The sequence below is a fragment of the Pseudomonas sp. UBA7500 genome (genome assembly GCF_002478435.1).
GTDB lineage: Bacteria > Pseudomonadota > Gammaproteobacteria > Pseudomonadales > Pseudomonadaceae > Aquipseudomonas > Aquipseudomonas palmensis.
The window spans coordinates 301,599-327,660 of record NZ_DLNW01000047.1 but is presented as its reverse complement, the minus strand read 5'-3'; the positions used below and the strand labels follow the sequence as shown (position 1 = coordinate 327,660).

Below are 26,062 nucleotides of genomic sequence, written 5' to 3'. Positions count from 1 at the left end.
ATGCGGTGTTAAAGGCATATGATGTCCTCATCGCACAGCCAGTTTCAGCGAATGGTCTAAGTCCCGCAGAGCGGGATGCAATCGTGATCAGCGCTATCGTTAATGAAGATGGAGAAACCTTCGTTCTTAGCAGGTTTGGCGATGCACAGTGGGATCTTCGCCCGTTTTTTGATCAGGCCAATATTGCTCATTCTTATAAATTCATCAACTGGGATATGGGCATGCCTCGGGCGCTTATTGATGACTGCAAAGCTGTTGCTTATGCTTGGTTTAAAAGAGGAATGCCTAGATCCAAACCTCCTATCGCACGGGGCATTACTACTTTCGCCGTCGTCAGCGTGATGCCTTTTGTTCGCTGGTTAAACAATCTAGGAGTTTCAAGCTTTGCAGATGTCCGTCCGATCCATGTCAGCAATTACGTTCATCATTGCAAATATGAATTGAAGTTAAGGCCTCTCCCGCTGTATGGGCGATTACGGGTTATTGATTTTCTTTGGGTGTTTTCTGTCGACACGATGTTTCCCATTCAGAGTTATCCTTGGGGTAATTCGACATTGTGGCGGATTTGTGGGGTCGCGAATGTAAAAGGGTTGGGTGCTGCCACTAAAAACGTCGGGCGAACAGATATCATTCCTCATGATGAACAATCTAGGATTTTCAACTATTGCGAAAGCATTGTCCGGGAGATGAAGGCCGAATTGGCAGTCAATGGTATTGGATATCATCCTAGTGATGAACGGATGGCAATTCGTTGCAGAGATGCTGTTCTGTATATAGTTTCAATCACTAGCGGCATGCGCAATGACGAGGCAATTGGAATTGAGGTTGGCGCTTGGCGCAAAGAGTTAAGAAATGGAATTAATTTTTGCTGGGTGACCACAGTCGAGCACAAGACAGGTAAAGGCCAAGTCGAATATCTTGTGCCAGAACTAACGATTGAAGCTTTAAGTCTTTTGGCAAAATATTCAGCACCCATCAGAAAAGAGCTGGATGAAGAGATTAGACAGCTTGCAAGCAATCGGGATTTTTCGTATTCAACTGAACATCTCCTTAGGCTCGAAAAAGCCCGAAAAGACGCGAATAAACTATTTTTGGGACGAAACACACAAGGAGGGAAAGTTCAGGAAAGCCATCATGTTGAGGCTCTCAGCGGGCAAGCATCCAATGCTGCGTTTGACCGTATAGCTAAAGCCGCTGGAAGCGATTGGCCGTTGAGGACGCATCAATGCAGGCGAACATATGCAAGATGCTTTGTAGAATCCCGTATGGGCCGCACTTCATTGATCTACCTCAAATGGCAGTTCAAACACAGCAGCATGAGTATGACCCAACTCTATGCATCCAATCCGCAGCAAGACCTGACTCTCTTTGATGAGATCTTCCAGCAGATGACAGAGTTTAAAATTGACCTGATCGAATCATGGCTCGATGATCAGCCACTGGCAGGGGGCGCTGGCGAAAAGATTGTGGAATTGCGGGCAATTCCAATCAAGGATAGAGCTGCTTTGCTTGCCCAGACCGCCCCACATGCCAACATTCGTGCGACTGGACACGGCTGGTGCATCGCCACAGAGCGGGGCTGCGGAGGTGCTGGTCTATACGAAGCCACACGGTGTCCAGGGTGCAAAAATTCGGTGATCGATGAAGTCTTCGCCAGCACTTGGCAGGACATCTACATTCAACAGCGAGAGCTGATAAAAATTGAGGATGCAGGCCCGGCTGTTAGGCAGCGCGCAGAACGCGACTTGCAGGTTGCACTAGATGTAATTACCAGCCTTGGCCTTTCTCCAGTTGAGGAAATGGAGGAGGCGGCAAATGACTAGACAGGCGGTGGGCCCTGACTCTCCTATTCGCTCCAGGTCGAAGACACTCGCCGCGCTCAACAAGGTCGTCGACGATCTCATTGCTGGTGACGGAAAGCTTTCCATCACATCCGTTGCCCGTGCCGCAGGTGTGACTCCGGGACTCATCCATAACACTTACCCAAGCATAGCGGAAAGGATTCGCAACATCGTTGGCAAGTCGGTGCGAGCCCAGCGAGACTCTAAGCATCAAGCGTTGATGAGCGAGAAAGAAAAGAACAGGGTGCTCCGTGCAGAGAATGATCAGCTTTTAGCGGAGGTAGCTCGGCTGGCTTCGGTTAACCAGCGACTAATATTCGAGATGATTCAGCTGAAGGCGGTTGCCAACGGTAAGGTCACCGCACTCCCTCTGAAACCAGGGCCAACTAGGCCCTGATGGGGAACCCGCAGAATTCGTAAAAATCGCACGCTAACAGTTCAAGCGTCCCGGCCACGCCTGACTGTAGCTTGTTGACTGGTCAGTCTGTCTCGCGGGTAAAGCGATAGAACAAGTTCGGCTCGCTGACCACGTACAAATACCCTTCATCGTCGATGGTTACGCCTTCGGCTTGGGGTATGCCTTTCAGCAAACCAGCAAACCCCCTCGCCAAGGAGCGGAAACTCACCACCTTGCCCTCATCGGTGATTTCAATCAGCAGTTTCGACTCGTCGCTGAGCAATATCAGGTGGCCACTCTGTTGATCGAAGACGACCGAAGACAAGTCAGTGGCAAATACCTTGTCCTTTACCAAGTTGGACAGGTCGCGCACGTGCAGGGAAAAACCTCCTGCCAGGCTGGCACGAAGGCCGCCCACTTCCAGCAATTGGCGAGGGTCACGCTCCTTGGTCACAAACAAGCGATCACCTTTCAGGTCGTAGGCGAGCCCTTCAAGGCCTTTGTTGTCCGCCTTGCCAAGTGCCAAGGTCAGAGCTGGATACTGGTCTCGGCTCAATGAGCGACCGGGAGAAAGCTTACTGCCTTCGGCGAGGGGGACATCCACGATAACAAGGCTCTGCCGGCGCTCCTCGGCGATTACCAGTTGGCCGTTGCCGGCATAGGACACCGCCTCCACATCGTGGAAACCGTCCAGGCTATAGCGCCTTTCCACGTCACCGTCACGACTGAGGGCCAATAGTTCGTTTGGGCCGTTGGTAACCGCCCATAGCAGGTTCAGGTCAGGGTCGAAGGTCAGGCCCGAAAGGTTGTTGTCCACACCGGGAACCGGCTTAGCATCGAGCTCAACCCGATAGTCAGGCAGCCACACAGAGCGCTCCTGCCAATCGTCGGTGTGCCAGTGGGTCTTGATCCAGAAGTACAACCGATCATCAAGGTGATGGGTGCGGACTTGGAATACGGTAAGCAATACAAAGCACAGCAGTGCCCACATCCAGGCACTTGTTTTCTGTGTTCGGCCCAACCAGTTTTTAGCCATCAAATACATTAGAAGCCTCGTTAATTGGGACTGACGTCACGAGCTGTCATGGTTTCAATCCGACTCGGCGCGGCTCGCACAGGTGATGCACAACGGCGTGGCCGGATCGAATTCCAGGCGGCCCGAGGCGATCAACTCGCCGCATTGGTTACACCAGCCATACTCGCCCTCGTGCCAACGCTTGAGGGCCAGCTGGAGGCGGACGCGTTCATGCTGCGCCCGACTGCGGATGGCATCGTTCATCGCTTGCTGCTGGAGTGCGTCCATCCTCGACAGACGCCCTACCTTGCTTTGATCCAACTCCACCGATTGCGAGCGAGACTCAGCGTCTTCCAGCAACCGATCCAGCTCGGCAGCCCGCTGTTCCAGTAGGGTCTTGAAATGGGCAAGATCGAGGGCGTCGTCCATGGCCGTTAGCGCAGCAGCAACAGTGGGCCAGTGGTGGTGCGCAGCATGCTGGTCGTGGTGCTGCCGACCAGAAACTGACGGATGCGCGAATGACCGTAGGCCCCCATCACCAGCAGGTCGATGCCGTGCTCTTTCTGATAGGCGTGCAAGGTAGGCTCTATCTCGCCGTTCAGGGTCTCGGCGCGAACAGTGAATCCGACGTTGAGCAGCACTTTCTGCGCCCAGTCCAGCTGCGCGGACGATTCGTCGTTCACTGGCCCAACCATCACCAGGTGGATCGGCAGCCCCTTCAGCAGGGGGCTGGCCGCCAGCATCTCCACACCCTTGCGGGTAGTAGCGCTGCCATCGAAGGCCAGCATCGCGCTCTCGGGCTTTTGGAAGTTGGCCGGGGTGACCAGGATTGGCCGGTGCATGATACGAATCACGCTCTCCAGCTGGCTTCCGACATGCTGACTCAGACCGCCGCTAGACTCGCCTTGGCGACCGATGACCAATAGGCGCGTTTCGCTTTCCAGCTCTTGCAGGTTTTCCAGCAGATCGCCATGACGTTGCTTGGACTCCGGCGCGGTCACACCATCCGTCATGGCCCGCTCTTTCGCGGCCGTTAACATGATCCGCCCCTGCTCCAGGGCCAACTTACCGCGCTGTTCATCCAGGGAAGCAAGCTCATCGAGCAGATGCTCGCGGCTGCCAAGGCCGATATTGCCACTCAAGTCGGCCGCAACTGGGTACTGGCGCTGATCCAGCACATGCAAGAAGGTCAGCGGGGCTTCCAGGCTCAGACTGGCCCAGGCTGCGTAGTCGCACACAGCTGGAGCCGAGGTGGAACCGTCGATACAGGCAATTACTTGGGTCATCGTTGTTCTCCTTCTCAGTGGCCCATGAGTTGATCAATGGCGTCGGGTTTATCGTGAACTCCGAATCGATCCACGATAGTGGCGCTCGCTTCGTTGAGACCTAACACTTCAACTTCGGTGCCTTCGCGGCGGAACTTGATAACCACCTTGTCCAGGGCAGCAACTGCGGTGATATCCCAGAAGTGGGCGCGATTCAGGTCGATGGTTACCTTGTTCAGGGCTTCTTTGAAGTCGAAGGCCGCGACGAACTTGTCTGCCGAGCTGAAGAACACCTGGCCAGTGACGTTATAGCTACGATGCTCGCCGGATTCGTCCAGCGAAGAACTGATCGCCATGTAATGGCCAACCTTGTTGGCGAAGAACATCGCGGCCAGCAGCACGCCGGCCAACACGCCGAAGGCAAGGTTGTGGGTGGCCACCACGACCACAACGGTGACGACCATGACAATGTTGGTCGACAACGGGTGCTTCTTCAGGTTGCGCAGCGAATCCCAACTGAAGGTGCCGATGGACACCATGATCATCACTGCCACCAGCGCAGCCATCGGGATCTGCTTCAGCCAGTCGCCGAGGAACACCACCATCAGCAGCAGGAATACACCTGCGGCCAGGGAGGACAGACGAGAACGACCGCCGGATTTCACGTTGATGATCGACTGACCAATCATCGCGCAGCCGGCCATACCGCCGATCAGACCCGAAGCAATGTTGGCCACGCCCTGGCCCTTGCACTCGCGGTTCTTGTCGCTGGGGGTGTCGGTCAGGTCGTCGACAATAGTCGCGGTCATCATCGACTCCAGCAGACCGACCACGGCCAGCGCTGCCGAGTAAGGGAAGATGATGGCCAACGTCTCGAACGTCAGCGGCACGTCAGGCCAGAGAAAGATTGGCAGCGTATCCGGCAGTTCCCCCATATCACCGACCGTGCGGATATCCAGCCCAACCGACATGGCGACTGCGGTCAGCACGATGATGCACACCAGTGGCGATGGGATGAGCTTGCCGATCCTGGGGATATAGGGAAATAGGTAGATGATGCCGAGGCCTGCGGCTGTCATGGCGTAGACGTGCCAGGTGACATTGGTCAGCTCGGGCAGCTGAGCCATGAAAATCAGGATCGCCAGTGCATTGACGAAGCCGGTCACCACCGAGCGCGAAACGAAGCGCATCAGCGAGCCGAGCTTCAGGTAGCCAGCACCAATTTGCAACACGCCACACAGCAGCGTGGCGGCCAGCAGATATTCAAGACCATGGTTCTTGACCAGGGTCACCATCAGCAGTGCCATGGCCCCTGTCGCGGCTGAAATCATGCCTGGGCGGCCACCGACAAAGGCGATCACCACGGCGATACAGAATGAGGCGTAGAGACCAACTTTGGGGTCGACGCCCGCAATGATAGAGAAAGCGATGGCTTCAGGGATCAGCGCAAGTGCGACGACGATCCCCGCGAGCACGTCGCCACGGACGTTGGAAAACCACGTTTGTTTGAGTGTTTGTAGCATCAGAATATCCAAAGCAATGCACCGCACGCATGCCAGGAAAATGGCGAGCGCGTCGATACGAATTCAAATTGTGAGGATTATTTTGCTGTGCGCTTTGGGTGTAAGAACCGGGCATACAGCAGTACGCAGCCGCCAGCGAAACTGGCGGAGGCGAGGTTGTTGCGAGGGGGCGTAGCGCTAAGGCGGCGTAGGCTGCCAGTAGAGCGTTTGGAGTACAGTCATGCTGGTGTTCCTGTAGCTCAAGGGGTATGCGGAGCCAAAAGTATACAGTGAAGCTATCGTCGATTGCGATCCGCCGCCCTGCTTTGCGAAGCCACGTCTGAAATAGGCTTAGTCGAGGAGTATCGCCATCAGGAACGAAGGAAAATAATCAAAAAAATGTTAGGGAGTTAATTTGCTTATAAATCAATATCTTACACTCAACTAACTGTTAGGGTCATTCAGATACTCGGATGGCTGCGTCATTGCGCGCAGCTACGATGCCAAGCCGTTCGTGAAGATGGGCGAGCCGTATTTCCAGATCAAGCACAAGCTCAAGCAGCACGGCATCGTGGCGTTCTCGTCCAACTACGCGCTGTATGGCGACATGAGCGAGCGGGTCATGACGCTGATTGAGTCAATGGTGCCGGCGGTCGAGGTGTACAGCATCGACGAAGCCTTCGCCGATCTGACGGGCATGGCTGACCTGGACCAGCTCGGCCGGCGTATCCGCGCCCAGGTGTTGCGCTGCACCGGCATCCCGGTCGGCGTTGGCATCGCTGGCACCAAGACCCTGGCCAAGCTGGCCAACCACACGGCCAAGCGTCTGCAGGTGCAGACCGGTGGCGTGGTCAACATCTGCGACCCATTCAAGCGCGACTGGGTGCTCAGGAACACGGCAGTAAGCGAGGTGTGGGGCGTTGGCCGGCGGATGAATGCTCATTTCGAAGGGATGGGTATCAAGACCGCGATGGATCTGGCCAAGGCCGATCCATGGATGCTACGCAAGAAGTTCAGTGTGGTGGTCGAGAAGACTGCCCGCGAGCTGGCCGGGACCCCTTGCCTGGAGCTGGATGAGCCAGATCCCCCGAAGCAGGAGATCTGCTGCAGCCGGATGTTCGGCAAGCGCCTGCAGGAGCTGCCGCCGATCAAGGAAGCGGTGGCCACCTACATGATGCGTGCCTCGGAGAAGCTGCGCGCCCAGGGTTCAGTGTGCAACAAGGTGCGCGTCAGCATTCGCACTGGCATGTTCAATCCCGATGAAGCCAAGTACGCGAATGGGGTTATCGTTGATTTGCCGTACCCTACGGATGATGTGCGGTTGCTTACGAAGGTGGCGGTCGGCGCACTCGAGCGCGTGTTTCGCCCTGGCTTTAAGTACAGTAAAGCCGAGGTATTGCTGATGGGGCTATGTCAGCGGGGCGAATATACCGATGATCTCTTCGCTGCTGCCCAGCCGGCTGAGACTACTCAAGTAATGACGGTGCTGGATCAAATTAATGGCCGGTGGGGCAGGGGCACACTGCGAGCAGCAAGTGTGCCCTCGAGCCCGGCCTGGGGAATGCGGCGCGAAATGATGAGTCAGAGTTTCACGACTCGCCTAGATCAATTGTGGCGAGTTGATTGCAAATAGTCTGCTATAAGCAACCGCGCTCGGCCACGGGTCCTGCGACTGGGAAAAATGGCTCGATCCCTTTGTCACAATTCTGGTGAGCATCAGCATGGAAAAAAACGGGTTTTTTAAAATCACAGAGGTGAGGTTTTAAGGCCTCACCTCTTAAGGGAATATTTTCGAGATACATTCTTGGTGGTAGCTTCGCAGCACTTCAAGTCAACGAGTGCTGGAGGTTAAAGCTTCTAGTTAGTATCTAGTGACTTGATAATGGCAGTACCTATCTCCCTTCGCCTCGCATCAACTAACTGAAGAATTTTTGTAAATATCTCGGTAAGTTCGGCGTGCCCATTTTTCGGGTCATATGGGATGATAAATATTCTTCGAAGCTCTTTGTTGATTTCGATGAACTTATCTGTTTGTTTTCCTGATAGGAAAATGTAGTGCGGCCTTGCATTGGGAATATTGTGCGCGTAGCTCTCGATGACTTGGGCGATTGCCGGATCATTGAGAGAGAAGCCGATAAATATTACGGTGTGAGTAAGGAGGATCGTTTCAATAAACTTTGCATATGCCCAGTTGCCATAGGCTTTTTCGGTATAGTCTTTTTTGGTGAAAATCACGGTGTCTATCTGGTCAATAGAGCCGTGTATTTTGAATATGTAATTATCAGAATCTCGAAACGCTTGGAAGCTATCTTCAGAGATTGCTCTCACAATATTAGGATAATGAGTCTCCTTGGCGTTTACTTCATTCCAAGCTGTTTCTAAATAAAGATCAAAATTTGTAGTGATAACCAGTCGTTGATTGAGTTTCATTAATAGCTTGTGAAGGTCGCTTGGGGTTCCTCGTTGATTGTACTCAGCAGTAAGGGTTTTTCTCCAGGGCTCAACTCCAAGTCCACGACTAATCATCTCGCAAGCCATAAGGTAATCTTGGCTTTTGATTAGGGCGAGCGCATGCGTTTTTAGTTTTCTGTCTTCTAATGACTTTGCTGCTTCGGCTAGGAAGTCAGGCCATGCCTTCATCCGTTCACCAGCGACAGTAGTGGCGCCCGCGGATACCCCTGCGCCCACGAAGATCGCAGTGCGCCGCTGGGCTAAGTCATTGATCAGGTCTGGGTTGATGGTAGGCACTCAGGACCGCTCCTTAGCTTCCTTGTCAAGGATTTCTACGTTTTCTATGAATCGCGCAGCTAGACCGCTGTAGATTTCACGAGCTTGTTTCCGCATGGATGAATAGCTACCGACGGCTGTAACGTTAATCATCGGTTGATGCAATGTCTGGGATTTTGGAGCAAGGCTCGCAAGGTGTTTGATTTCACCAATATGCGGATTAAGCGTCTTGGGGTAGAAATTGCTAAGGTTCTTGGCGACGATTTCAGGTAGCTTTTTACTTATATTATTGTAGGCTTCAACTATCCTTGTAGCTTCGTTTTCTTTCCGTTCTTTGTGCTGTTGTGTGACATATCCCAAGAAGCGGAGTTTCTTCATGGTGACAGAAGGCAACTCGCTTGGGTCTTCCGAGTTGCGCATGCCAAACTCAAGATCTTTTTCCCATACTTTAACGGCCTCACCTATATTTGTGAGCGCCCAGCTGGAGAAAATGTCAATTGCCATCGGCACCAAGAAGAAATCGACAGCTAACAATATCGCTCTGTTTATCGCTCCGAGAGATGGTCCCATGTCAAAGAAAATATAATCGTAATTCTTGGCTTGTTCGATTACATTGTAAAATACAAGCGTCGTTCTCAGGCCTCGAATGCCACCTGCTTTTGCCTCTCGCCAATCTTGCGCGAGCAAATCTTCTTTTAGAGCTAGTCGGGGGTCGCCAATGATTACATCAAATCCAAAATTCTTAGTTTTGCTGATCGGTAAATCAGTGGTGTATCCTCTACCGGTCGAAAGTGGATGAATTACACTGTAAATGGTGTGTGGATCTTTGCTGGTATAAATTCTCAGGAAATCTTCGTCGGGCAGGACGTATTGAGTCAAGTTACATTGGGGATCTGCATCAATGACGAGGACTTTCTTCCCGTGATTAAGAGTCAGTTCCGCGGCAAGGTTTGCGACCAGAGTAGTTTTACCTACCCCCCCCTTGTTATTGAAGAAGCAAATAGACTTAGCTAGATCAGATGGTGTGGCGGAGGTTCTAGGCATGAGCGTTGGCAGTCCATGTCATATTTGGAAAGCAAGAATAGTACTCGAATGAGACAACGAGAGGGAGTAGATCTGAAAAAATGGGTAGCTAGGTAACCAAGCGGGCTGAGCGGCTCAGTACAAAATTGATACATGGAGGATGGTGTACACCGTCAGCTCTTGCTAATCAAGCTAGCGGAGTGGTTGCCCCCAAACCCATCATTGGCCATGGTGATGGCGAGCGATGCCCATCCTGGATGAGTAATGTGGCCATAGGAGGAAATGCCTTGCTGGTATGCCGAACCGGCATTAGGTACTCGTAAGGCTCACGGACCAGTTTCCGGCCCAAGAGGTGCGTTTCTGAGATAGACAGTGGGGGATTTGGCCCTGCAAACACTACGCTGCAACCCCCGCCAACCCCCATGCCTTAGCGCATGGTGATGTTAGCGGTGGAGATCAAACGCTTATCCTGCGGAGTATCAAGAGGTGAGTGTAGATGCCGGCCAATGACAGTCGACAGCTTGTGCAGCGCCCCAAATCCAAGGAGGAGCCGATCCATCCGGGCAGGTAGAGGCCATATCTCGACCCACTTGCTCTGGCGTTCGCATGAACCATTAGCGACGAGCATTGCGCGATCGACCTTCAAATGCACGAATCAGATAGGCCTCAAGCGCTGAAGCCAAGTGGCTGTGCCGCGCCTCGAAGCCTATGGTGTGTATTGAGGTTATGGACTCCCAACGTGGGCGCAGCTTCAACCAGCCCGGGCCGCGCTCCTTGTCCAGGCGGTACACATGTGAGCTCAGCCGGCGTGATATCCCATGATCACAATACAATCCACCCCCTCGGCTGGCGCCCAGGCCGATGTACTCAAGATCGTCCCCGGCAAACAGCGCATAACAGCCCCCCAACTGATAGTTCGGTGCAGACCCCTTGAACTCCCGCCAGGCATGCCAGGCAGGCGGTTGAATGCCGAGCACGTCGGTGTTCCAGTGCATGCCAAAGAACGTTTCGGTTTCAGCTTCAAGCTGAGCCAGGGTGACTGGCTTTCGATCATTCATGCTCTTGATTCCTTTCAATCCGGTTGCGAGGCAAGCGTCGGCTTCCATCTTTGGCGTGCGGCCCCGGGCAGCAGTGTCGACGCTGGCGAAAACATGTGCAATCGCTGCGCTAGCCCGTGCAACCACAAAATGGAAAAAGACCGAATCGACCCAAGTGGGGTAAGCCAAGGCTGCGGTACTTGTAAGCGAACGCTGTTTGTCCCCTCAAATCTTGATTTCTGATATGTCCGTGCTTTATTGGCTGATGTTTGTCGTCATTGACGATCAAACACTATTTGTCATTACCGAGCCAGGTGCTTGCACGTTCGCTTGAAGGCCTGGGCTCGCGCGTGTTGATAATCAGTTTGGTCAAGGAAATCAAAGGAATGAAACTTTCACCCGCAGCAAAAGGAATTGCACTGGCCCTGGCCGGTTTCTGTTCATCGATACCCGTGGTGCACGCGTGCACGCGGCTGGTTTTTCTTGGAGATAACCAACAGATCATAACGGCACGCTCAATGGACTGGGCGAAGGATGTGGAAACCAACCTATGGGTGTTCCCCCAGGGCATGAAGCGCCACGGTGAGGCAGGCCCCAATTCGGTTACCTGGACGTCGAAGTACGGCAGTGTCATTGCGTCCGGCTACGATATTTCCACCACCGACGGCATCAACGAAGCCGGGTTGTCTGCAAACCTGCTGTGGCTGGTGGAATCAGAATATCCAGCACTCGAACAGGGCAAGCCAGGGCTCAGTATCTCGGCATGGGCTCAGTACGTATTGGATAACTTCAAGACCGTGGCTGAAGCGGTCGAGGCGCTCAAGGCCGAACCGTTTCATGTGGTGACATCCAAGGTTCCGAAGGAAACCCGCCTGGCAACGCTGCACCTTTCAATGTCCGATGCGTCGGGCGATAGCGCAATCGTTGAATATATCGATGGCAAGCAAGTCATTCACCACGACAGAAAATATCAAGTGATGACGAACTCGCCGAAGTTCGACGAGCAGTTGGAAATGTATGCTTACTGGCAAGGCATTGACGGAACACAGATGTTGCCTGGCACCAACCGCTCGCCTGATCGCTTTGCGCGTGCGTCCTTCTACGTAAATGCCGTGCCCAAGCATGAGGATGCGCGGCTGTCACTGGCCAGTGTGTTCAGTGTGATTCGCAACGTCTCGGTGCCGTACGGCATTACAACGCCAGATCAGCCCAATATCTCATCCACGCGCTGGCGCACCGTGGCGGACCATAAACACAAGCAGTATTTTTTCGAGTCCGCAGTCACGCCCAATACGTTCTGGGTTGACCTGAAGAAGCTGGACCTCAGCCAGAAAACCGGCAAGGTGAAAAAGCTGGATCTGGGGCCGAACCAGGCAAACGTGTATGCCGGCGAAGTGTCCGCCCGCTTCGAAGAGTCCGCACCGTTCAAATTCGAGGGGATTTGAATTGCACCAGCGACTTGATCCCTGACATCTACACTCAGGACGCAACAGCGCTCGCCTCGGCAATCATGAGGTCGAGCGCTTTTGTGTGCGTTGAACAAAAGGCGGCTCGGTCATCAGCCTGCCTGTGACAACCCAAATCCCAGACAAAGAAAAGCCCGCGATGGGGGGGAGCGGGCTTAAAGGTTTCTACTAGGAGCTGGGTCAACCATAAGCCTTCGAATGTGAAAGGCTTGTGAAAATTACGGGATTGGTCTGAATGATTGCTATTTCACCGTGCAGTTCCAGCGGTGATTGTGCCGGTAGGGCGCGCGCATGAAGGTGATGTCCGAGACGCGGGTCAGGCCGCGTTTGCGCAGGGCGTCGGTCAGTTGTACGAGTGTCTCTGCTTCGATAGTCATTGCTGTTACCTCGTCAGATTTACTGCGTTCATAGGTCTGGACCGGGCGGGTGTCGGGCTAATTCAATTTTTTTGCCCGTGTATCGACGACCGCAAACAGGCCAGGCAAAAAAGATGAACCACCCACGCCGCCACGCGCTCACATGAACAGCGGTACCTCAAACGCAGTTCCCGAAAAACAGAACGAGGATTTCATGATGAATACCCTGTTGCGAAGCAGCGCTTTTGCGCTGGCGTTTACCCTGGCAGGCGCGGTACACGCGGCCCAGGACGCCGACGATTTCGTGGAAGACGCCTCGGCCAAAGGCATCGCCGAAGTGGAAGCCGGCAAGCTGGCCCAGGAGAAGGGCAGCGCCAGCGACGTGAAAGCCTTTGCCGACATGATGGTCAAGGACCATACCGCCGCCAACGAGAAGCTCAAGGCCATCGCTGCCAGCAAAAAGCTGGAAGTCTCGGATGATGCCATGCTGATGGACAAGGCCAAGGCGATGATTCTGGAGCTGCGTAGCGCCAAGTCGTTCGACCAGGCCTATGCCAACAACCAGGTCAAGGCGCACGAGGCCACCATCGAGCTGTTCGAGAACTATGTGAAGGACGGCACCGATGCCGAGCTCAAGGCGTTCGCCGAGAAAACCCTGCCCACGCTGAAAGAGCATCTGACCAAGGCCAGGGCACTTGCCAGCGCACACGGCGGTGATGCAGCCCAACCCTGAGTCAATGCCCGCTGGCCAGTGCGCAGGCGCTGGCCATTGGCAATGCAGTACGCACCGTTCCAGTCGTAGAGGAGAGGTGACGATGAACGACACGGACAAAAGGCAGGCGTTGCAGAACTGGCGACAGGCGTTGGTCCACGAGCATGCGTCACTGGACGCCGAGCAGCGTTACGACAAGGCGTTGATGGCCGCCGATGCACTCGAGGTGGCGGGCATCATCAGCAGTCGCGAGTGGCGCGAGCTGGTGAAGGAAGCCAATGCCTTTATCTTCCACTGAGGGGCGTTGCCAATGCCGGCAGTGCCTGGAGGTTAGCGTCATGAAACTGACCGCGTTGGCGTTGCTGGTCGCCAGCCTGTCGATGCTGCAAGGGTGCTTCAACGAGCCCGAGCATGTCGACAAGGATACCGATCGCAGCAAGTCTTCCCTGCAGATGCAAAAGCCCGACACGCCCCCTGCGGAGCCGGCGCCTCGGCAACCCCCCAACAACTAGCTTGAGCGAACGTGCGCCCCAGTCAGCCGAGGCTTGGGGCGCAGGGCTCAGAAGGTGGGCGGGGTGATCACCCAGATCACCACCGCATCCACTTCACCCGGGTTGCCGTACTTGTGCGGCTCCTGGCTGGAGAAGCTGAAGCTGTCGCCTTCGCCGAGTTCGAAATGGCGATCCCCCACCCACAGTTCGAAGCGGCCGGACAGCACGTACCCGGCTTCTTCGCCCTCATGGCTGTAGCTCTGCTGGCTGTAGGTACCCGGCGGAAAACGCGAATGCAGCATCTCCAGTTCGCGGTTGGGTTGCGGGGTGAGCAACTGGTCGACGATGCCGTCTTCGTAATGCACGCTCAGTCGGCTCTGCCGGCGCACCACGTAGCCGCTGTCCTCGGGGGCGGTGACTGCCTCGCTGGCGAAGAACCACTGGATGGTCACGCCCAGGCTGCGGGCGATGTTGAACAGTGCCGGTATCGAAGGGTACGACAGGTTGCGTTCCAGCTGGCTGATATAGCCGGCGGTCAGCTCGCTCTGTTGCGCAAGCTCGGTCAGGGTCATGCCGCGACGCTTGCGAAGCCCGCGAATGCGCGTGCCCAGAAAGTGCGGCGCGGCGCTGCCGTCCTCGGCGGTGGGCGGCAGCTTGCTGTTGTTGCTCATGGCGTTATCCGATCAGCCCTGCAAAGGCCCGGAGTATAAACAGCCTCACAGGCTCGCGGCGACTTTAAGGCCCTCATAGATGGCTTCCTCGGCGGTACGCGCCGCCAGGCAATCGCCAATGCGGTGTACTGCGGCCAGGTCCTGGATCTCGCCGGCCAGGGTGTCGACCGGGTGATGGCCGTGGCACAGCACCAGGGTGTCGATGCCTTCGAAGATCATCGCCTCGCCGCTGGCGGTGTGCTGCAGGTAGACACTGCTGTCGTCGCAGCCATACAGCCGCGCATAGGGCGTGATCGGGATGCCCAGCTTGTGCAGCTCGCCGGCCATCTGGTCACGCACATACAACGGCAGGCTCTCGCCGCAGTGGGTACCGTTGACCGCCAGTTGTACCTGATGCCCGGCGCGGGTCAGGCGTTCGGCGATGCCCGGCCCGATCCAGTCGCAGCGCCAGTCCATCACCATCACCGAGCGACCGACCTGTACCTGCTCGCGCAGCACCTGCCAGGCGTCGACCACCTGCAACTCGCCGCCGCGCTCGAACGCCGGCCAGTAGGGCGCGGCACCGGTGGCGACGATCACGGCATCCGGCTGCTCGCGCGCGACCAGCGCGCGGTCGACCCGGGTATTGCGCACCACCTCCACGCCGGCCAACTGCATCTCGCGTTGCAGGTTGGTGCTGGCACCGCCGAATTCGCTGCGCCGTGGCAGCAGTTGCGCCAGCAGCACCTGGCCACCCAGTTGGGCGGCCGCCTCATACAGGGTGACCTGATGACCACGGGCCGCCGCTACCGCGGCAGCCTTCATGCCGGCCGGGCCGCCGCCCACCACCATCACCTTCTTGCGCAGCGTGGCAGGCTGCAGTTGGCCGAACTGCCGCTCGCGCCCGGTCTCCGGATGCTGGATGCACGAAATCGGCAGGCCCTTGTGGAAGTGCCCGATACAGGCCTGGTTGCAGGCGATGCAGGCACGCACGTCTTCGGCCCGGCCGCTGTCGGTCTTGTTCGGCATCTGCGGGTCGCAGATCAGCGCGCGGGTCATGCCACACACGTCGGCCTGGCCGCGGGCAAGTATCAGCTCGGCCTCCTGGGGCTGGTTGATGCGCCCGGTAACGAACAGCGGAATGTCCAGGCTGGCCTTGAAGGTGCCCGCCTCGCGGGCCAGGTAGGCGGCCTCGATGGCCATCGGCGGCACGATATGCACCGCGCCGCCCAGGGACGCCGAGGTGCCGGCCACGATATGCACATAGTCCAGTTGCCCCTGCAGGGCCTTCACCGCGCCGAGCGATTCATCTTCGCTCAGGCCCTCGGCGTCGCGTTCATCGGCGCTGATGCGCAGGCCGATGATGAAGTGTTCGTCGGTGCTGGCACGCACCGCGGCGATGACCTCGCGCACAAAGCGCAAACGATGTTCAAGGTCGCCGTTGTAGCCGTCGCTACGCCGGTTGACCCGTGGGTTGATGAACTGGGCGGGCAGGTAGCCGTGGCTGGCCACCACCTCCACGCCGTCCACGCCCGCCTGATGCAGGCGCCGCGCCGCCGCGGCATAGCCGGCCACGATCTCGTCGATCATGCCTTGGTCAAGCTCGCGCGGCATCACCCGGAACCGTTCGTTGGGCACCGCCGAGGCCGAGTAGGCCACCGCCAGCAAGCCGTCGCTGGACTCCATGATCTCGCGGCCCGGGTGAAAAATCTGCGACAGCACCACGGTGCCGTGGGCATGGCAGGTCTCGGCCAGCCGGCGATACCCCTCGATGCAGGCGTCATCGGTGGCCATCAGCACGTGGGAGGTGTAGCGGGCGCTGTCGTGTACGCCGGCCACCTGCAGCACGATCAGCCCCACACCACCTTCGGCCCGGGCCTGGTGATAGGCGATCAGCTGTTCGTTGACCAGGTTGTCGGTGGGCATCGAGGTGTCGTGGCCGCTGGACATGATGCGGTTCTTGAGGCGCTTGCCACGGATCTGCAACGGGGTGAACAGGTGCGCGAAGGCGGTCGACATGGTGGTCAGGCTCCAGCGGGGGTGTTGTTATTATTTTTCTATGAAAGTGTACCGACAGTAAAAAATCAACTTGTTTTTTTACTTGGGTTTGATTAGCGTCGAGTCACCCCAGTGCAGGGGCTTACCTCACAAAAACAAGAAAGTGGACCACGCCGGCGCCAGGCCGAGTGGTACCCGCAGGAGGATCCATCGATGAAAGCGTTCCCGCGTAAACCAGGCCTGTATGCAGTGCTGCTTGCCCTGGGCCTGGGCAGTGCCCAGGCAGCTCCGCAGATGGTCGTGGTGGGTTATGGCGGTGCCGGGCAGAAGGCCCAGGACGTGGCGTTCTTCCAGCCGTTCAGTGCCCAGGACAAGAGCAAGCTGATCCAGAGCGAGTACAACGGTGAAATGGCCCGCATCAAGGTGATGGTCGACACTGGCAATGTGGACTGGGATGTGGTGCAGATCGAAGGGCCTGACTTGATGCGCGGGTGCGACGAAGGCATGTACGAACCCCTCGACTGGAAGCAGCTGGGGCATGCCGACGAGCTGATCCCGGACGCTGCCCAGGCGTGCGGCTCGGCAGCGCTGGTGTGGAGCGTGGCGATCGCCTATGACCGCGACAAACTGGCCCAGGCGCCCACCTCCTGGGCCGACTTCTGGGACGTGAACAAATACCCGGGCAAGCGCGGCCTGAGGAAGCGTGCGGTGTACAACCTGGAGTTCGCACTGCTGGCCGACGGCGTCAAGGTCGAGGACGTCTACAAAGTACTGGCCACCCCCGAGGGCGTGGACCGCGCCTTTGCCAAGCTGAGCGAGCTCAAGCCCAACATCCAGTGGTGGGAGGCTGGCGCGCAGCCGGCGCAGTGGCTGACGGCGGGTGACGTGGTGATGACCTCCACCTACAGCGGGCGCATCGCCAGTGCCGCGCAGGCCGGTGCGCCGTTGGCGGTGGTATGGCCCGGCAGCCTGTACGGCATGGACTACTGGGCCATCATCAAGGGCTCCAAACATGTCGACCAGGCCAAGCGGCTGATCGCCTACACCAACGACCCGGCAGCGCAGGTGCGCTATGTACAGCAGATTCCCTACGGCCCGACCAACACCCAGGCCGCGGCAAAGCTGGACCCGTCGCTGGCCAGCTGGGTGCCGACCTCGCCGCAGAACCTTCAAGGGGCGCTGTCGATGAACGTCGAGTTCTGGGTCGATCATGGTGACGAACTGGAGGAGCGGTTCAACGCCTGGGCTACCAAGTAGCCGTTGCAGCCCGTCTCCTGCACCGTTCTGCAGGAGCGGGCTCAGCTGTGAAGGGGCGCGCGGCGCCCCTTCAAAGTCTGGTTAAATACGCGCTTACCAGAACCGCCGGCGAGCCCGTTCCATGCACGATGACGACGATATCCACGAACCCGAGCACGACCACCTGCTCGACCACGAATTTCACGATCAATACATTGCCCCCGAGCCAGAGGCGGGCGGTATGGATGAGGATGACGAGGACGATGATGCCTGGGGTCTGCTCGACGATGACGATGACCAGCCCGAAGACCCGTAGCCCTGCCGGCTTCACCATTCGTCGCGTGTGCTGCACCCTGGCCCCGGCCTGACCTCCAACTGACAGGGCCCGGATGTTCCGGGCCTTTGCTGGCGAGGTGTTCCATGACTGACCAAGTGACTGCCCAAGCCCAAGACCCCACCCAACCGACGACGGCTCCCGAAGACGTCGATCCGCTGGCACGCCCACCGGTGTTCACGCCAGAGCGTCCCGAGGACTGGAAAGACCCGGCCAGCGGTGATGGCGTGCCCGATGACGAAGACATGCCGCTGCCCAATGATTGAGCGCAGGGGCGTCTGCCAGGGGGCTGGGGGGATCGCTGGCAGACACCCGGATGCCTGGCCCCATTCGACGACGTGGAGGTATTGATGACCGGTAATCAGCACAAACCAGAAGGACCGCATTCATCCGAGCACGCCTCTGAACGGGACACGCTGGACTTTGATCCCGATTCGCCAGACCTGGATGACCCGCAGGTGGATCCGGTAGGCGCGGCCAAGGCGCCCAAGGGCGGGCCAGAACCACGCAAGCCACCGCTTCTTGGCGAGTAGCCGCAAACAAGGGCCCGGCGCAATGCCGGGCCTTTTTGCAATCAGCCGTGCAATCAGCCGCCGGCTGCCTTGGCCGCGGTCACACCCGCCGCACTGAGCTTGATCGGGTAACGCACTGACGGTTCATCGTCGGCCCCAACGGTGACCGCACCGTCCTGGATCAACCCCTTGTCCTGCAGTTGCTTGAGCGTCTCGGCCACCGCCTTTTCGCCTTCGAAGTTGTCCAGCACTTCCTTGCCCAACCCGTTCGGGTGGGCGTGGTACAGCCGGGTGAGTACTTCGTTTTGCAGTGTTTGATTGGTCATTGCCTGCCTCGCAGTGTTCATGGGTATGAAGGGCGTTGCACAGCTTCCGACAGGCCAGGGCGGCAGGGATTCCACCGGATGTCGCGAGGGGGCGACCGGTTGCGTTACAGCAGGTTGCGGGGTGGGGGCGGGCAGCAGGGCCCTGAAACAGAACTGCCCCGGGCAACGCCGCGGGGCAGTGGGTCAAGCGCTACGCCGGGGCGTCAGGGCTTGTTGTTGAGCTTGCGCAGTTCTTCGTAGGTGGCCGACTGGACGAACCAGAAGCCGGAAACGATGCACCAGGTCAGCGTACCGACAATCAATGTGCCCAGGCCAGCCAGGAAGCTCTGGCTGAACATGAACAGGCCGGAAATCCAGATGACGGCCAGTGCCACGTACAGCACCACGTTGTTGACGCTGATAACAAAATCTTTCACGAGTAATCCTTCCCGAGTCATTGTCCACTGTCGCACGAACGGCGTGCGACAGGCCGCTATCATATTGATATTGCGACAACAATTCCATCGGAACGGGCACTGCGCCTGCCTGTCAGCGGCTAGCGAAAACGCGGCAGCGGTCGGTCCAGGGTGAGGGAGGTCAGGGTCTTCTTCACCAGCACCTCGTCGGCTTCGATGGCCTTGAGGGTGTCGCGGATCTTGCCCGCCACCGGTACATCGCCCTGGCGGTCGATCCAGTCGGCGATCTCCTTGCAGGCCACGGCCAGGCGGTCCTGACGGTGGTTGATCAGGGTCAGCAGGGTGGTGATCTCTTTGTCGGACATGGCGCATTCCTCCCTTCGGCGAATTAAGTGTAGCAGTGCGCCGGCAGTTGGCCCCCCCAGCCTCAATCGGGTTTGCCGCGCACGATGCGCCCGTCCTTGACCTCGTCGGCATAGGCCTTGAGCTTGTCCGAGTCCCGGTACAGGCGGTTCATCAGGTGCAGCACCGCCACCACGTCGACGTCCTTGATGCGCTCGGCCAGCTTGCTGATTTCACCGGCGGTACGCTCCAGGTCGGTGGCGACCAGCTTCAGGTCACGTTTGAGTTCTGCGGAGGACTTCTTGATACCCATGGATACCTCGGATGGGCTGATTGCGTTCAAATGGGTGCATTCTAGCAGGCGACACCATCGGCAACAGAAGAGGGGAGGCACAGCATGAGCGCCAGGGTGCAGGTACGGGCCAACCGTCGTGGTCGCGATATCGCGGTGGGCGATGTCCATGGGCACTTCCAGCGCCTGCAGCAGGCACTGGATGCCGTCGGGTTCGATCCGGCCATCGATCGGCTTTTCAGCGTGGGCGACCTGGTCGACCGTGGGCCCGACAGCGAACAGGCGCTGGCATGGCTCGATCAACCCTGGTTTCACGCGGTGCAAGGCAATCATGAAGCGTTGGCCATTGCCCACGTGCGGGGCCACTGGCTGGACCAGGCGATGTACCGCGCCAGTGGTGGCGGCTGGTTTCTTGACCTGGATGCGCAGGCCCAGGCCCGCTTTGTGGCCGCCTTCGAACAGATGCCCCTGGCGCTGGAGCTGCAAACCCCTGAAGGCCTGGTCGGCCTGCTGCACGCCGACTGCCCGTTCGCGCATTGGCAGACACTGTGCGAGCACCTGGCAGGCGAACCTTCAGCCGATGTTCAGGAGGTGTGCCAATGGTCGCGGCGACGCTTGCAGCAGGGCGACACTGGCGAGGTTCAGGGCTTGCGTGCGCTGATCGTCGGGCACACCACGCTGCGCGAGGTGAAGGTGCTGGGCAATGTCTGGCACCTCGATACCGGCGGCTGGGCAAGCGGACACTTCAGCCTGCTTGATCTTGCCAGCCTTGAGTTACTGCAGACGCCTAGATGAACCACCACGGGTCACCGTTGGGCTTGGTGGGGGTTCGCCTGAGCTGGCGTATCGATACCCATGCCAACGCGATGCCAACCAGCAGCATCAGGCCACTGAACACCATCTTGAACAGGATCGCGGCATGAAACGCGTCGGGGTTGTCACGCAGCGTATGGGTCACGTGGTGGACTGGCCGGATACGGTTGCTGACCATGCTGGTCACGCTGCCCGCCTGCAGGTCTTGCAGGTTCAGCAGGGCCATCGCCAGGGCACCCAGAATCAACAGGAAGCCAGCCGTCAGCAAGACCATCATATGGCCGCGGCCTACCCTGTTCTGGCGCATGGTCGCCTCCTGGCAGATTTCGAGAAGCGCGCGATCATACATGACTTGACGCTGGCCGGCAGGGCATTTGAAACTCGTTGCCCCAGCCACCGGAGCCCCTCATGGACCTGACCACCCTCGCGTTATTCATCCCGGCCTGTTTCGCCCTGAACATGGCCCCTGGCCCCAACAACCTGCTGTCGCTGAACAACGCCAGCCGCTACGGCCTGCGCACGGCCTGCCTGGCTGGCGCCGGCCGCCTGCTGGCGTTTGCCGGCATGATCGTACTGGCCGCCATGGGCCTGGCGGTGGTGCTGCATACCAGTGAATACCTGTTCCTGCTGGTCAAGGTGCTGGGCGCCGGCTACCTGTTCTACATCGCCTGGCAGTTGTGGCGCGCACCGGTCGGCGAGGCCGCGCAGGTCGGTGCACGCGGCGTGGGCACCCTGCGCCTGGCGCGTCAGGAGTTCCTGGTGGCAGCCGGCAACCCCAAGGCCATCCTGATCTTCACCGCGTTCCTGCCCCAGTTCGTCAGTGTGACAAGCGCCACGCCGGTGGCCGAGCAGTTCGCCGTGCTGGGGGCGATGTTCCTGGTACTTGAGTGGCTGGCCATCGCCATCTACGGCTGGCTGGGGGCGTACATGCAGCGCTGGTTCAACCAGCCTGCACCGCGTCGGCTGTTCAACCGGGTCAGCGCATCGTTGCTGGGCCTGGCGGGGTTCGGCCTGCTCGCCGCACGCCGGGCCTGAGCCCTACCAGCGGATGCGCAGCCCCAGGGTGCCGCCAATCGATTCCTGCTGGCGGCTGTCAAGGTTGGCGCTGTAGGTCACTGCGCCGTACACCGCCACGGCGGGGCTCAGCCGGGCGCTCAGGCCGGCGCCCACGTCCATCCAGGTGGCGGCCTGATCAGTCCTGATCGGCTCGCCCCCGTCGAACCGCAGGGTGTCGCGCCCGCCACTGCTGCGCCATACATTGCTGCGCAGGTAGGGCTCGAGCGGCACGCTGCCGGCCAGATAGCTGCCCTTGATTCGTGCGCCAACGCGCCCGGTCCAGTTGGTCTGGCTGTCCTGGGTGACCGTTGAAATGCCATCGCTGCGTGTATCGAAGTCGACCTTGCGGGCGATCACCTGCACCTGGGGCTCGACCACCCAGCGCGCGCTCAATGCCAGCGGATAGCCGGCCTCCACGGAGGCCGCCAGGGCATGCCCATCCAGATCGAGCTTCACGCCGCGATCGGAACGGGCGCGGCCGTCCAGATCGGTGTACTGCAGCACCGTGTCCACGTACCACTGCCCGGGGCCGATCAGCGTCCAGTAGGCGCCGACACTGTCGCCATCGAGGCGGACATCGCCCACCGCATTGTCTTCGAAACCCAGCGCGAAGCCTTTGACATCGCCATCGAGCCGGCTATGGCTGACATACACCCCGGCGTGCTGGCGATAACCGCCGTCGGTGTGCATCGCATACAGGTCATGACCCACCTCGAAACCGCTCAGGTTGCCGTCCAGGCTTGGCGACACCGTGCCGGACCACTGCTGGCGCAGGTGCTCGCCAAAGGTGCGGGCCCACCCGGCGGCCACCGGGCCTTGTTCGTCGAGCAGGCGTTGCTCGCCCTGGCGCTGGTGGAAGGTGCCCAGGGTCGACAGGCTGATGATGGCCGCGGCGCGGCTGGCCACCGCGTACACCGGCACTTCGGCGCGGTATAGCACGATGGCCTGCCCGGCGACCGGGGTGGGCAGTGGCGGGGTGCCCGGGGCGGCCACGGGCACCGGCACCACCGGTGGCGGTGGCTGGCCGGGCAGGGGCGGCGCCGATACCGGGGGCGCGACCACGCTCGAGCGCAGGTACCAGCTGTTCTCGCTGCCAGCGCTGACCCCGCCCTTGAACAGGTAGTACTGGTAGGCCCCGGCCGACAAGGGCTGGCCAAGGCTGAACGCCGTGCTGGTGCTGGTGGTGCCAGGGCCGGCCTCGACCACCTGGATGCCATCGGCCGCTGTCAGCGCGCCGCTGCCGCCCAGGTTGTTCACCTGAAGGGCAGTGCTGCCGGCCAGCGAGCCCTGGTTGACCACCAGCCGGTCGGAGGCGGCGCCGTCGCCTTCGAGCACGCTGTCGACCTTGAGCACGCCGTTGCTGCCTGCGTAGTTGCCGTCGAGGGTCAGGCGGCCCAGTGCATTGGCGCCGCTGCTGAGGTCGATGAGCCCGGCGTTGTTCACGCTCACCGGTGTGCCGCCGGCAAACGCCGTCACCTGGCCGGTGCGCGCCACCAGCTGGCTGGTGGCATCGATCAGCAAGGTGCCGGTACCCGTGCCCTGGTCTCCAAGAACCAGGTGGTCATCCAGGTTGAAGACCGAGGCGTTGGTCAGGGCCATGCGCTCCCAACCGGTATAGCGCGCGCCCAGGCTGCTGCGGGTATGGTCCAGTACCAGGCTGTCGCTGCCCAGGCCGCCGTCCACCTGGCGCACCAGCCCCAGGCGGCTTTCGTCGAGGTTGGCCAGCAGCGCCTGGTCGCTGCCGTCGCCCATCAGCACCGCACCGCGCACGATGCCGTCGTCGCGCCAGGTGAAGCTGTCGTCGTCGAAGCTGAGCAGTACATTGCCCACCACCTCGCCACCGCTGATGGTCACGCTGTCGTCGCCGCCGCTGACGCTGATGTTGCCGCCGATGCGTCCGCCACTGACGATGACCGTGTCGCGGTCAAAGCCTGTGACCAGGTTGGCGTCGATGATGCCGCCGGACATGTCGAACAGGTTGCGGTCCAGCTTCATGTCGACGCGCCCGATGCGCCCGCCGCTCATGTAGGCCACATCGCCATCTTCGAAAGCGCCGATGATGCGTCCGCCGCTCATCTGGAACAGGTCGCGGCCGTTGCCCTGCTGCAAGGCCTGCAACTGCCCGCCGGTCATGATGAAGGTGTCGATGCCCGCGCCCTGATCGAGCACGCCAGTGATGATGCCCGACGCCATCTCGACGCGGTCGGCGCCGGGGCCGAAGGTCACGCTGCCGGCGAGGGTGCCGCTGCCCCCGGCCGGCAGTATCAGCGTGTTGTCACCGCCAGGGTCGACAAGGGAGGTGCCAATGCCGCTGTCGCAGACATAACGATCGTTGCCGCCGGTAGGGGCGAAGGTGCAGTCCGCCTGACTTGTCAGGGCCCACGGGCCCAGCAACGGCAGGCACGCCAGGGCAACGCGGCTGGGCGGGCTCATTTCGTCCTCCTTGGGCTAGCGATCGGCCCAAGCGATACAGGGCTGCGACGGCGGTCGCAACTGGCAGAAATGATAGGTGGTCATCGAAAAAGTGCACATTGGCGCAAAAAACGCCTGACCGATGGCGCGCCTGTCGATCAGGGCAGAGGGCTCAATCGCGGTAGAACACCTGCACCAGGTGGTAACCGAATTTGCTCTTGATCGGGCCGTGTACCACCCGCAACGGCTTCTTGAAAATCACCTGGTCGATGGCGCCCACCATCTGTCCCGGGCGTACTTCGCCCAGGTCGCCGCCGCGTTTGCCCGACGGGCAGGTGGAGTACTTTTTCGCCAGCACATCGAAGGCTTCGCCCTTGGCGATGCGCTGCTTGAGCTGTTCGGCTTCTTCGGCGGTCTTGACCAGGATGTGACGGGCCTGTGCTTTCATGTTGCCTCTGTTACGGGTAAAACCGGCGATTATGCCTGATTCGGGGCAGGGCGGCTTGGCGCGCCGTGCCCCGAACCCACGCCTTGGCGGGTTACTCCACCGTGGCGCGTTTCACCTCGCTGGAAGCCGACCAGATGCGATAGCGCACTTCCACGTCCTTGGGGGTGTAGACCACCACCGGCAACTTGCTGTTGTAGCGCAGCAGGAAGCCATCGCCGACTACCGGCACGAAGGCGTCGGTCTTCTTGTTGTCGGGGCAGCCCATCAGGGTAGAGACAGGGCCCATCACCTTGTCCAGCCGGTAGTAGCTATAGCCCCAGCCTTCGAGGGTCTTTTCTTCGAGGTTGCCACCCAGGCGCTGCAGGTTGCAGTCCACCTTGAGGGTCTTGCCGGCCAGTACCTCGACCTTGAATGCCGACTCGTCTTTCTGCTCGGGCAAGTGGATCACCTGGCGCACAAAGCCGTTTTCGGCTTCGGGATAAGGGGCCACATCCTTGAGGCTGGCTGCGAGAACAGGGGCGCTGAAAGCCAGGGGCAGCATGAACAGGGCGGTCAGGGAAAGCGGTCGCATAAAAGCTCCTTGCGGTTTGAAAATGACAGTCGTAGCCGGCCAGCGGTACCTGCGCCCCAGGCCGATGGCTACTGGGCCAGCCAGCCGCCATCGATGTTCCAGGCGGCGCCGCGTACCTGGCTGCCGGCTTCGCTACACAGAAACAATACCAGCTCGCCCAGGTGTTGCGGTGTGACGAAGGCGTGCGAGGGCTGCTTTTCGGCCAGCAGGTCCTGCTGGGCCTGCTGCGGGTCGACCCCGCTGGCGATGCGATCGTCGATCTGCTTCTGTACCAGCGGGGTGAGCACCCAGCCGGGGCAGATGGCGTTGCAGGTCACGTTGCTGGTGGCGGTCTCCAGGCCCACCACCTTGGTCAGCCCGACCACCCCGTGCTTGGCCGCCACATAGGCGGCCTTGCCTACCGAGCCGACCTGCCCGTGCACCGAGGCGATGTTGATCACCCGCCCCCAGTTGCGCTGGCGCATGCCGGGCAGTGCCAGGCGGGTGCTGTGAAACACCGCCGAAAGGTTGAGCGCGATGATCGCGTCCCAGCGTTCCACCGGGAACGCCTCCACCGGGGCGACATGCTGGATGCCGGCATTGTTGACCAGGATATCGACCCCGCCGAACTCGCGTTCGGCATAGGCAAACAGGTCGTTCAGTTGCTCCACGCTGCCAAGGTCTGCCGCGTGGTGCCCCACCCGGGTGCCATGCCGGCCCACCTCGGCAAGCGCTGCACTGGCGTCGCCGAAGCCGTTGAGAATCACATCGGCGCCAGCGCCGGCCAATGCCTGGGCGATACCCAGGCCGATGCCGCTGGTGGAACCGGTAACCAGTGCGACTTTTCCTGCAAGGCTCATGGAAGT

General features: G+C 59.4%; 31 protein-coding genes and 1 pseudogene. 13 read left to right on the top strand and 19 right to left on the bottom strand.

Going from position 1 to position 26,062, the window contains the following annotated elements:
• The first annotated feature begins 83 nt into the window (after positions 1–83).
• On the top strand, positions 84–1,823 hold the full coding sequence (locus B4I46_RS20535; protein ID WP_223271185.1) for a tyrosine-type recombinase/integrase: 1,740 nt from the start codon (positions 84–86) through the stop codon (positions 1,821–1,823).
• The gene (locus B4I46_RS20530) at positions 1,816–2,238 is read left to right on the top strand and encodes a hypothetical protein (RefSeq protein ID WP_028692955.1); all 423 of its coding nucleotides are present in this window, start codon (positions 1,816–1,818) and stop codon (positions 2,236–2,238) included. Before B4I46_RS20535 ends, B4I46_RS20530 begins: the two co-directional genes overlap by 8 nt.
• An 82-nt stretch (positions 2,239–2,320) precedes the next feature.
• Here B4I46_RS20530 and B4I46_RS20525 read toward each other — a convergent pair whose 3' ends face one another.
• The 4 genes from B4I46_RS20525 to B4I46_RS20510 are packed head-to-tail and all read right to left on the bottom strand — an operon-like array spanning position 2,321 to position 6,041.
• Complete coding sequence (locus tag B4I46_RS20525) at positions 2,321–3,283, bottom strand: SdiA-regulated domain-containing protein (protein WP_028692954.1); 963 nt, start codon at positions 3,281–3,283, stop codon at positions 2,321–2,323.
• Positions 3,284–3,328: 45 nt separating this feature from the next.
• Positions 3,329–3,682: a TraR/DksA family transcriptional regulator gene (locus tag B4I46_RS20520; RefSeq protein ID WP_028692953.1), complete on the bottom strand. Its 354-nt coding sequence runs from the start codon at positions 3,680–3,682 to the stop codon at positions 3,329–3,331.
• A 5-nt stretch (positions 3,683–3,687) separates the two neighbouring features.
• Positions 3,688–4,539, bottom strand: a complete 852-nt coding sequence (locus B4I46_RS20515; RefSeq protein ID WP_028692952.1) for a universal stress protein — start codon at positions 4,537–4,539, stop codon at positions 3,688–3,690.
• A gap of 14 nt (positions 4,540–4,553) precedes the next feature.
• Entirely contained in the window at positions 4,554–6,041 is a 1,488-nt protein-coding gene (locus B4I46_RS20510; protein WP_028692951.1) for a SulP family inorganic anion transporter, read from the bottom strand.
• A gap of 448 nt (positions 6,042–6,489) precedes the next feature.
• On the opposite strand from B4I46_RS20510, the pseudogene B4I46_RS20505 reads away from it, so the two are divergent.
• A pseudogene (locus B4I46_RS20505) lies at positions 6,490–7,653 on the top strand (DUF4113 domain-containing protein); the annotation flags it as partial.
• Positions 7,654–7,877: 224 nt separating this feature from the next.
• Here B4I46_RS20505 and B4I46_RS20500 read toward each other — a convergent pair.
• From B4I46_RS20500 to B4I46_RS20490, 3 genes are all read right to left on the bottom strand, one after another.
• Complete coding sequence (locus tag B4I46_RS20500) at positions 7,878–8,768, bottom strand: SIR2 family protein (protein ID WP_286901588.1); 891 nt, start codon at positions 8,766–8,768, stop codon at positions 7,878–7,880.
• Complete coding sequence (locus tag B4I46_RS20495) at positions 8,769–9,791, bottom strand: ParA family protein (protein ID WP_286901586.1); 1,023 nt, start codon at positions 9,789–9,791, stop codon at positions 8,769–8,771.
• A gap of 593 nt (positions 9,792–10,384) precedes the next feature.
• Entirely contained in the window at positions 10,385–10,828 is a 444-nt protein-coding gene (locus B4I46_RS20490) for a hypothetical protein (protein WP_286901583.1), read from the bottom strand.
• A 365-nt stretch (positions 10,829–11,193) separates the two neighbouring features.
• Between B4I46_RS20490 and B4I46_RS20485 the strand changes: the two genes are divergently transcribed.
• Entirely contained in the window at positions 11,194–12,252 is a 1,059-nt protein-coding gene (locus tag B4I46_RS20485; RefSeq protein ID WP_286901581.1) for a linear amide C-N hydrolase, read from the top strand.
• A gap of 263 nt (positions 12,253–12,515) precedes the next feature.
• Here B4I46_RS20485 and B4I46_RS20480 read toward each other — a convergent pair whose 3' ends face one another.
• Positions 12,516–12,650 carry a hypothetical protein gene (locus B4I46_RS20480; RefSeq protein ID WP_286901579.1) on the bottom strand — a complete coding sequence of 45 codons (135 nt, stop codon included), beginning with the start codon at positions 12,648–12,650 and terminating at the stop codon, positions 12,516–12,518.
• A gap of 196 nt (positions 12,651–12,846) precedes the next feature.
• On the opposite strand from B4I46_RS20480, the gene B4I46_RS20475 reads away from it, so the two are divergent.
• The 3 genes from B4I46_RS20475 to B4I46_RS20465 all read left to right on the top strand — a co-directional run bounded on the left by B4I46_RS20475 (position 12,847) and on the right by B4I46_RS20465 (position 13,853).
• Positions 12,847–13,362, top strand: a complete 516-nt coding sequence (locus B4I46_RS20475) for a DUF4142 domain-containing protein (protein WP_043861503.1) — start codon at positions 12,847–12,849, stop codon at positions 13,360–13,362.
• Between the two features lie 82 nt (positions 13,363–13,444).
• On the top strand, positions 13,445–13,639 hold the full coding sequence (locus B4I46_RS20470; RefSeq protein ID WP_054914550.1) for a hypothetical protein: 195 nt from the start codon (positions 13,445–13,447) through the stop codon (positions 13,637–13,639).
• Positions 13,640–13,679: 40 nt separating this feature from the next.
• Positions 13,680–13,853, top strand: a complete 174-nt coding sequence (locus B4I46_RS20465; protein WP_167400191.1) for a hypothetical protein — start codon at positions 13,680–13,682, stop codon at positions 13,851–13,853.
• Positions 13,854–13,900: 47 nt separating this feature from the next.
• Here B4I46_RS20465 and B4I46_RS20460 read toward each other — a convergent pair whose 3' ends face one another.
• Together B4I46_RS20460 and B4I46_RS20455 are read right to left on the bottom strand one after the other, a co-directional pair.
• Complete coding sequence (locus B4I46_RS20460; protein ID WP_043861479.1) at positions 13,901–14,503, bottom strand: helix-turn-helix domain-containing protein; 603 nt, start codon at positions 14,501–14,503, stop codon at positions 13,901–13,903.
• A 45-nt stretch (positions 14,504–14,548) separates the two neighbouring features.
• A complete protein-coding gene (locus B4I46_RS20455) occupies positions 14,549–16,501 on the bottom strand; it encodes an FAD-dependent oxidoreductase (protein WP_116054065.1) in 1,953 nt (650 codons plus the stop codon).
• 192 nt (positions 16,502–16,693) lie between these two features.
• Here B4I46_RS20455 and B4I46_RS20450 point away from each other — a divergent pair, with 192 nt between their 5' ends.
• The 4 genes from B4I46_RS20450 to B4I46_RS20435 all read left to right on the top strand — a co-directional run bounded on the left by B4I46_RS20450 (position 16,694) and on the right by B4I46_RS20435 (position 18,583).
• Entirely contained in the window at positions 16,694–17,737 is a 1,044-nt protein-coding gene (locus B4I46_RS20450; RefSeq protein WP_054914548.1) for an ABC transporter substrate-binding protein, read from the top strand.
• 121 nt (positions 17,738–17,858) lie between these two features.
• The gene (locus tag B4I46_RS20445; RefSeq protein ID WP_167400190.1) at positions 17,859–18,032 is read left to right on the top strand and encodes a hypothetical protein; all 174 of its coding nucleotides are present in this window, start codon (positions 17,859–17,861) and stop codon (positions 18,030–18,032) included.
• Between the two features lie 104 nt (positions 18,033–18,136).
• Positions 18,137–18,316, top strand: a complete 180-nt coding sequence (locus tag B4I46_RS20440) for a hypothetical protein (protein ID WP_286901573.1) — start codon at positions 18,137–18,139, stop codon at positions 18,314–18,316.
• A gap of 84 nt (positions 18,317–18,400) precedes the next feature.
• Complete coding sequence (locus tag B4I46_RS20435; RefSeq protein ID WP_236176302.1) at positions 18,401–18,583, top strand: DUF6021 family protein; 183 nt, start codon at positions 18,401–18,403, stop codon at positions 18,581–18,583.
• 53 nt (positions 18,584–18,636) lie between these two features.
• Here B4I46_RS20435 and B4I46_RS20430 read toward each other — a convergent pair whose 3' ends face one another.
• From B4I46_RS20430 to B4I46_RS20415, 4 genes are all read right to left on the bottom strand, one after another.
• The gene (locus B4I46_RS20430; protein ID WP_043861483.1) at positions 18,637–18,888 is read right to left on the bottom strand and encodes a hypothetical protein; all 252 of its coding nucleotides are present in this window, start codon (positions 18,886–18,888) and stop codon (positions 18,637–18,639) included.
• A 203-nt stretch (positions 18,889–19,091) separates the two neighbouring features.
• A complete protein-coding gene (locus tag B4I46_RS20425) occupies positions 19,092–19,304 on the bottom strand; it encodes a hypothetical protein (protein ID WP_043861484.1) in 213 nt (70 codons plus the stop codon).
• A gap of 119 nt (positions 19,305–19,423) precedes the next feature.
• A complete protein-coding gene (locus B4I46_RS20420) occupies positions 19,424–19,648 on the bottom strand; it encodes a hypothetical protein (protein WP_286901570.1) in 225 nt (74 codons plus the stop codon).
• Between the two features lie 62 nt (positions 19,649–19,710).
• Positions 19,711–19,938 (bottom strand): hypothetical protein, encoded by a 228-nt coding sequence (locus B4I46_RS20415; RefSeq protein ID WP_043861486.1) that lies wholly within the window; start codon positions 19,936–19,938, stop codon positions 19,711–19,713.
• An 84-nt stretch (positions 19,939–20,022) separates the two neighbouring features.
• On the opposite strand from B4I46_RS20415, the gene B4I46_RS20410 reads away from it, so the two are divergent.
• Positions 20,023–20,712: a metallophosphoesterase gene (locus B4I46_RS20410; protein WP_058540159.1), complete on the top strand. Its 690-nt coding sequence runs from the start codon at positions 20,023–20,025 to the stop codon at positions 20,710–20,712.
• Here B4I46_RS20410 and B4I46_RS20405 read toward each other — a convergent pair.
• Positions 20,705–21,037 (bottom strand): hypothetical protein, encoded by a 333-nt coding sequence (locus B4I46_RS20405; protein WP_210015441.1) that lies wholly within the window; start codon positions 21,035–21,037, stop codon positions 20,705–20,707. The genes B4I46_RS20410 and B4I46_RS20405 overlap by 8 nt on opposite strands.
• A gap of 101 nt (positions 21,038–21,138) precedes the next feature.
• Here B4I46_RS20405 and B4I46_RS20400 point away from each other — a divergent pair, with 101 nt between their 5' ends.
• Complete coding sequence (locus B4I46_RS20400) at positions 21,139–21,765, top strand: LysE family translocator (protein WP_043861489.1); 627 nt, start codon at positions 21,139–21,141, stop codon at positions 21,763–21,765.
• 3 nt (positions 21,766–21,768) lie between these two features.
• Here the strand turns inward: B4I46_RS20400 and B4I46_RS20395 are convergent, their stop codons facing one another.
• From B4I46_RS20395 to hbdH, 4 genes are all read right to left on the bottom strand, one after another.
• Positions 21,769–24,219 carry an autotransporter outer membrane beta-barrel domain-containing protein gene (locus B4I46_RS20395; RefSeq protein ID WP_286901565.1) on the bottom strand — a complete coding sequence of 817 codons (2,451 nt, stop codon included), beginning with the start codon at positions 24,217–24,219 and terminating at the stop codon, positions 21,769–21,771.
• A gap of 151 nt (positions 24,220–24,370) precedes the next feature.
• Positions 24,371–24,646: a peptidylprolyl isomerase gene (locus B4I46_RS20390; RefSeq protein WP_038611202.1), complete on the bottom strand. Its 276-nt coding sequence runs from the start codon at positions 24,644–24,646 to the stop codon at positions 24,371–24,373.
• Between the two features lie 91 nt (positions 24,647–24,737).
• Positions 24,738–25,217, bottom strand: a complete 480-nt coding sequence (gene eco / locus B4I46_RS20385; RefSeq protein ID WP_286901559.1) for a serine protease inhibitor ecotin — start codon at positions 25,215–25,217, stop codon at positions 24,738–24,740.
• A 68-nt stretch (positions 25,218–25,285) separates the two neighbouring features.
• Positions 25,286–26,056, bottom strand: a complete 771-nt coding sequence (gene hbdH, locus B4I46_RS20380; protein ID WP_043861492.1) for a 3-hydroxybutyrate dehydrogenase — start codon at positions 26,054–26,056, stop codon at positions 25,286–25,288.
• Positions 26,057–26,062 lie beyond the last annotated feature (6 nt).

Bases quoted from the DNA above. Each gene is read 5' to 3' on its own strand.
- B4I46_RS20530 (WP_028692955.1), top strand. From the start codon at position 1,816: ATGACTAGACAGGCGGTGGGCCCTGACTCTCCTATTCGCTCCAGGTCG.
- B4I46_RS20525 (WP_028692954.1), bottom strand. From the start codon at position 3,283: ATGTATTTGATGGCTAAAAACTGGTTGGGCCGAACACAGAAAACAAGT.
- B4I46_RS20520 (WP_028692953.1), bottom strand. From the start codon at position 3,682: ATGGACGACGCCCTCGATCTTGCCCATTTCAAGACCCTACTGGAACAG.
- B4I46_RS20515 (WP_028692952.1), bottom strand. From the start codon at position 4,539: ATGACCCAAGTAATTGCCTGTATCGACGGTTCCACCTCGGCTCCAGCT.
- B4I46_RS20510 (WP_028692951.1), bottom strand. From the start codon at position 6,041: ATGCTACAAACACTCAAACAAACGTGGTTTTCCAACGTCCGTGGCGAC.
- B4I46_RS20495 (WP_286901586.1), bottom strand. From the start codon at position 9,791: ATGCCTAGAACCTCCGCCACACCATCTGATCTAGCTAAGTCTATTTGC.
- B4I46_RS20490 (WP_286901583.1), bottom strand. From the start codon at position 10,828: ATGAATGATCGAAAGCCAGTCACCCTGGCTCAGCTTGAAGCTGAAACC.
- B4I46_RS20485 (WP_286901581.1), top strand. From the start codon at position 11,194: ATGAAACTTTCACCCGCAGCAAAAGGAATTGCACTGGCCCTGGCCGGT.
- B4I46_RS20480 (WP_286901579.1), bottom strand. From the start codon at position 12,650: ATGACTATCGAAGCAGAGACACTCGTACAACTGACCGACGCCCTGCGC.
- B4I46_RS20475 (WP_043861503.1), top strand. From the start codon at position 12,847: ATGAATACCCTGTTGCGAAGCAGCGCTTTTGCGCTGGCGTTTACCCTG.
- B4I46_RS20470 (WP_054914550.1), top strand. From the start codon at position 13,445: ATGAACGACACGGACAAAAGGCAGGCGTTGCAGAACTGGCGACAGGCG.
- B4I46_RS20465 (WP_167400191.1), top strand. From the start codon at position 13,680: ATGAAACTGACCGCGTTGGCGTTGCTGGTCGCCAGCCTGTCGATGCTG.
- B4I46_RS20460 (WP_043861479.1), bottom strand. From the start codon at position 14,503: ATGAGCAACAACAGCAAGCTGCCGCCCACCGCCGAGGACGGCAGCGCC.
- B4I46_RS20455 (WP_116054065.1), bottom strand. From the start codon at position 16,501: ATGTCGACCGCCTTCGCGCACCTGTTCACCCCGTTGCAGATCCGTGGC.
- B4I46_RS20450 (WP_054914548.1), top strand. From the start codon at position 16,694: ATGAAAGCGTTCCCGCGTAAACCAGGCCTGTATGCAGTGCTGCTTGCC.
- B4I46_RS20445 (WP_167400190.1), top strand. From the start codon at position 17,859: ATGCACGATGACGACGATATCCACGAACCCGAGCACGACCACCTGCTC.
- B4I46_RS20440 (WP_286901573.1), top strand. From the start codon at position 18,137: ATGACTGACCAAGTGACTGCCCAAGCCCAAGACCCCACCCAACCGACG.
- B4I46_RS20435 (WP_236176302.1), top strand. From the start codon at position 18,401: ATGACCGGTAATCAGCACAAACCAGAAGGACCGCATTCATCCGAGCAC.
- B4I46_RS20430 (WP_043861483.1), bottom strand. From the start codon at position 18,888: ATGACCAATCAAACACTGCAAAACGAAGTACTCACCCGGCTGTACCAC.
- B4I46_RS20420 (WP_286901570.1), bottom strand. From the start codon at position 19,648: ATGTCCGACAAAGAGATCACCACCCTGCTGACCCTGATCAACCACCGT.
- B4I46_RS20415 (WP_043861486.1), bottom strand. From the start codon at position 19,938: ATGGGTATCAAGAAGTCCTCCGCAGAACTCAAACGTGACCTGAAGCTG.
- B4I46_RS20410 (WP_058540159.1), top strand. From the start codon at position 20,023: ATGAGCGCCAGGGTGCAGGTACGGGCCAACCGTCGTGGTCGCGATATC.
- B4I46_RS20405 (WP_210015441.1), bottom strand. From the start codon at position 21,037: ATGCGCCAGAACAGGGTAGGCCGCGGCCATATGATGGTCTTGCTGACG.
- B4I46_RS20400 (WP_043861489.1), top strand. From the start codon at position 21,139: ATGGACCTGACCACCCTCGCGTTATTCATCCCGGCCTGTTTCGCCCTG.
- B4I46_RS20395 (WP_286901565.1), bottom strand. From the start codon at position 24,219: ATGAGCCCGCCCAGCCGCGTTGCCCTGGCGTGCCTGCCGTTGCTGGGC.
- B4I46_RS20390 (WP_038611202.1), bottom strand. From the start codon at position 24,646: ATGAAAGCACAGGCCCGTCACATCCTGGTCAAGACCGCCGAAGAAGCC.
- eco (WP_286901559.1), bottom strand. From the start codon at position 25,217: ATGCGACCGCTTTCCCTGACCGCCCTGTTCATGCTGCCCCTGGCTTTC.
- hbdH (WP_043861492.1), bottom strand. From the start codon at position 26,056: ATGAGCCTTGCAGGAAAAGTCGCACTGGTTACCGGTTCCACCAGCGGC.